This window comes from Synechococcus sp. 63AY4M2, from assembly GCF_002760475.1.
Lineage (GTDB): Bacteria > Cyanobacteriota > Cyanobacteriia > Thermostichales > Thermostichaceae > Thermostichus.
On record NZ_AXUX01000001.1, the window covers coordinates 2,823,962 to 2,827,364 of the forward strand.

6 protein-coding genes are annotated in these 3,403 nt (G+C 57.5%); 3 read left to right on the forward strand and 3 right to left on the reverse strand.

All coding sequences use genetic code 11. The annotated features are described in order from the left end of the window. Together SYN63AY4M2_RS12540 and SYN63AY4M2_RS13870 are read right to left on the reverse strand one after the other, a co-directional pair. A partial coding sequence (locus SYN63AY4M2_RS12540; RefSeq protein WP_143597451.1) for a recombinase family protein occupies nucleotides 1–390 on the reverse strand: 390 nt, incomplete at its 3' end. Nucleotides 391–444: 54 nt separating this feature from the next. Continuing rightward, nucleotides 445–594, reverse strand: a complete 150-nt coding sequence (locus tag SYN63AY4M2_RS13870; RefSeq protein ID WP_168173344.1) for a hypothetical protein — start codon at nucleotides 592–594, stop codon at nucleotides 445–447. A gap of 129 nt (nucleotides 595–723) precedes the next feature. On the opposite strand from SYN63AY4M2_RS13870, the gene SYN63AY4M2_RS12545 reads away from it, so the two are divergent. From SYN63AY4M2_RS12545 to rimI, 3 genes are read left to right on the forward strand one after another with little or no spacing between them, the layout of a single operon-like run. After that, entirely contained in the window at nucleotides 724–1,848 is a 1,125-nt protein-coding gene (locus tag SYN63AY4M2_RS12545) for a 5-(carboxyamino)imidazole ribonucleotide synthase (RefSeq protein WP_099887511.1), read from the forward strand. Continuing rightward, nucleotides 1,845–2,270: a hypothetical protein gene (locus tag SYN63AY4M2_RS12550; protein ID WP_099834854.1), complete on the forward strand. Its 426-nt coding sequence runs from the start codon at nucleotides 1,845–1,847 to the stop codon at nucleotides 2,268–2,270. The genes SYN63AY4M2_RS12545 and SYN63AY4M2_RS12550 overlap by 4 nt, the downstream gene beginning before the upstream one ends. 6 nt (nucleotides 2,271–2,276) lie before the next feature. Then, nucleotides 2,277–2,804 (forward strand): ribosomal protein S18-alanine N-acetyltransferase, encoded by a 528-nt coding sequence (gene rimI, locus SYN63AY4M2_RS12555; RefSeq protein WP_099813123.1) that lies wholly within the window; start codon nucleotides 2,277–2,279, stop codon nucleotides 2,802–2,804. A 324-nt stretch (nucleotides 2,805–3,128) separates the two neighbouring features. Here the strand turns inward: rimI and SYN63AY4M2_RS12560 are convergent. Further along, a partial coding sequence (locus SYN63AY4M2_RS12560; RefSeq protein ID WP_206337018.1) for a transposase occupies nucleotides 3,129–3,403 on the reverse strand: 275 nt, incomplete at its 5' end.

Genomic DNA, 3,403 nt, shown 5'->3' on the forward strand with positions numbered 1-3,403 from the left:
AGCGACCACAATTGTTCCGACATCTCCCGCACGAACTCGTTCCAATAAGGCAAGGAACTTTGGTCTTTTGAAGTTGAGACCGCCGCCAACCTCTCCGACCACTTCGGCTCCAGGATAGAGGTCAACCAGTCTTGCAATCTGTCTCTCCAAGTCTGGTTTCTGCCCTCGACTGCTGACTCGGGCGTACAAAACGACTCGTTTGTCCTTCTTGGGCGCTCTGTTCGCGTCAGCGGGCCGGAGGCCAATGTAGCTGTCGAGGTCATACCTTCTCGCCCTACCGGATGGTGTACGTGTTGCATTGATCCAGCCCTTCTGTTCCCATCGCCTCAAGGTGTGGAGACACACCCCAAAATAATCCGCCGCTTCTCTCGGTTTTACATATCTAGCCATGCCAAGCAGCCATACTGAACATACTGTACATTATTTTCAGTATAGTCCAGCATATCATTGACTAGAGTCATGCTCTTCTGGGGAAACCTCTTGATCGGCTGCGACGGCATTGAGGATCTGCTGTTGTTCAGCGCGGGTTAAGACCTTATCTGCCAAAGCCCGGTCGATCAAAGCTCTGAGCTCAGAAGGTTGAGGGGGTTCCACCGTTTTTCTCCTAGCGCTAGAGGGCAAGGGATCCCATAATGGGTTTTGGATCCAAGCAGGCACACCCGTCAGTATAGCGAGACAGTGGTGGAACCCCAGGTATCCCCAAAAAACCAGAGCTTCCAACCGGTGGGGGTGATCGGCGGTGGGCAGTTGGCGCAGATGTTGGCTTTGGCGGCTCGCCCATTGGGGATCCCGCTGATTGTTCAGGCTGCCGCTCCTACCGATCCGGCGGTGGCCGTGGCCGACGGCGTGGTCTGGGGTGCCGTGACCGACACCCAGGCCACAGCCCAGTTGCTGCAACGCTGCCCGGTGGTAACTTTTGAGAACGAGTTCATCCCGCTGGCGGAGCTGCAAAAACTGGATCCGCAGGGATCCCGCTTTCGTCCTCGCCTGAGCACGCTAGAGCCGCTGCTGGACAAGTTGCACCAACGGCAGTTTCTGGCAGAGCTGGGGTTGCCGGTGCCGGCTTTTTGGCCTGCGGAGACGGCAGATCTACCTAGCCTGAGCTTTCCCTTGGTGCTCAAGCGGCGGCGGCAGGGCTACGATGGGCAGGGCACCCGCATCCTGCCCGACCCAGCAACCTTGCAACAGGCTCTGGCTGAGTATGCCGGGATCCCGCTGCTGGTTGAAGAGTGGATCCCGTTTGAGCGGGAGCTGGCGGTGATGGTGGCGCGAGGGCTGACGGGAGAAATCCAGATCTACCCCGTGGTGGAGACGGTTCAAGTTAACCAAGTCTGTCGCCACGTCTTGGTGCCCGCCCGCATCCCTTCCTCTGTTGAGGCCGAGATCCGGGATTTGGCGGTCAAGGTGATGGAAAAATTGGATGCGGTGGGCGTGTTTGCCATCGAGCTGTTCTGGGTGCCGCCGCCCCACCCCAAGGCCGGGATCTGGATCAACGAAATCTCGCCGCGGGTTCACAACTCCGGCCACTACACCCTGGAAGCCTGCCACACCTCGCAATTTGAGCAGCATCTGCGGGCCATCCTCGGTCTCCCCTTGGGGGATCCCTCCCTCAAGTGTGGGGGGGCGGTGATGGTCAACCTCTTGGGCTACGAGCACTCCACCGGCGACTATGCCGAGCAGCGGCAGCGCTTGGCTGCGATCCCCAATGCCACGGTGCACTGGTACCACAAGACCCCCGCCCGCCCGGGGCGCAAGCTGGGCCATGTTACCGTCTGTCTGCCGAGCCCCCCCTCTCCTTCGGAAGCAGCGGCCCTTGTCCGCACCCTCGAATCCTTTTGGCAGCCATGAGCCAAGCGTCGGATCCCTCTTTTTCTCCGGCCATCCAAACCCTGATCCAGGCCATGCAAAGGCGGGATGTGCCCGCGGTAGCTCAGCAGGTCAACGGCCTCTCCCCCCAAGAGCGCTCCGCGGTGTTGACTCCCGCTCTCCAATACCTTGCCGAGGTGGATCCCGACAGCGCCCGCTGGTTTGTTCGCCACCTCATGGCCCCTGCCGTCAAAGCGCAACTGCGAGAAGGGATCCTCAAAGCCGCCCAAGATTACCTGCAAGAGGCCGGCTTCCAAGAAGGGATCGATTACGAGCTCAAGCCCCATCCCCAATCGGGGGGTCAGATCTTAAGCCTTAGCCGCCGAGCCCTGCCCTATGCCGCCCCCGATGACGATCCCTTTGGGCAGTTGTTGCTGGCCGAGTTCTGCGAATTGCGGGACTAGACCACCATGAGCGGTACGAGTTATCGGCTGCAGGTGCTCGACCTCACCGCCCTGCCCCAATTGCTGGAGCTGGATCGCCGCTGCTACGGCGGATACTGGGGAGAACAGGGCTATCGCGCGGAGCTGGAAAGACCCAGCAGCACGGTGATCGGGGTTGTGGCGGAACCGGCTGCCGCTGGCGCTTCCTGTGGCTTGGGCCGAACGGAGTTCCCCCCTCCCTCTCCAGACCTCGCGACGCAAACGACCCAAGCGCTCGTGGGCTTTGGCATCCTCTGGCGCATCGAAGAAGAAGCCCACATTATCTCGTTGGCGGTGGATCCTGCCCATCGGCGGCGTGGTTTGGGTCGAAGGATCCTGGAGGAGCTGTTGAGCCAAGCCAGGGCAGCAGGCTGTCGCTGGGCCACGTTGGAGGTGAGGGCTTCTAACCAGGCCGCCATCCGCCTCTATGAATCGGCAGGGTTTCAATTGCTGGGACGCCGCAAGGGCTATTACAGCGGAGAAGATGCGCTGGTCTATTGGAAAAAGCCAATCTAGAAAAGCAACAACACTGAAAATTTGTGGAAGTTCGCAACCAGATCCCTAGACAAACCGGCAGCCAAGTCTGGCAATCCTACAGAAGATCAATATCGACAGAGCTTTAACTGCCCGGCTGAACTTGTCGTTATTTTGTAGGTTTTGTAGATCATTCAGATTTCCTCTTCTCCTGGACGCAAGCTGCCAGATGTAACTTTTTTAGGCAAAATTTGGCTACAGCCAATTAGGAGCATCTTTTGCGATTTAAGATTGCAATTAGATAAATGGCTGCGGACAATCTGACGATAGGCCAAGACATACTACAACCTACAGCCTGTTAAGGGCTCAAGGGGTACAACAGCAGCACTTAGCAAACCAACTTCGGAAGGAGGATGGATTGATCAGTAGTAAAGAAGTCTTCACTATCTGCTCCATGCTATATTTCCCAATTCTGCAAAGCTGCCGAATAAAATGCTTCAACACCGACCACATCATCTCAATGGGATTCAACTCCGGCGCATACACAGGCAGGTATAGGATTCGTGCTCCTGTCCCCCTAATCAATTCCTCAACTTCCCGACTCTTGTGGATATTTAAATTGTCCATAATCACAACCTTCC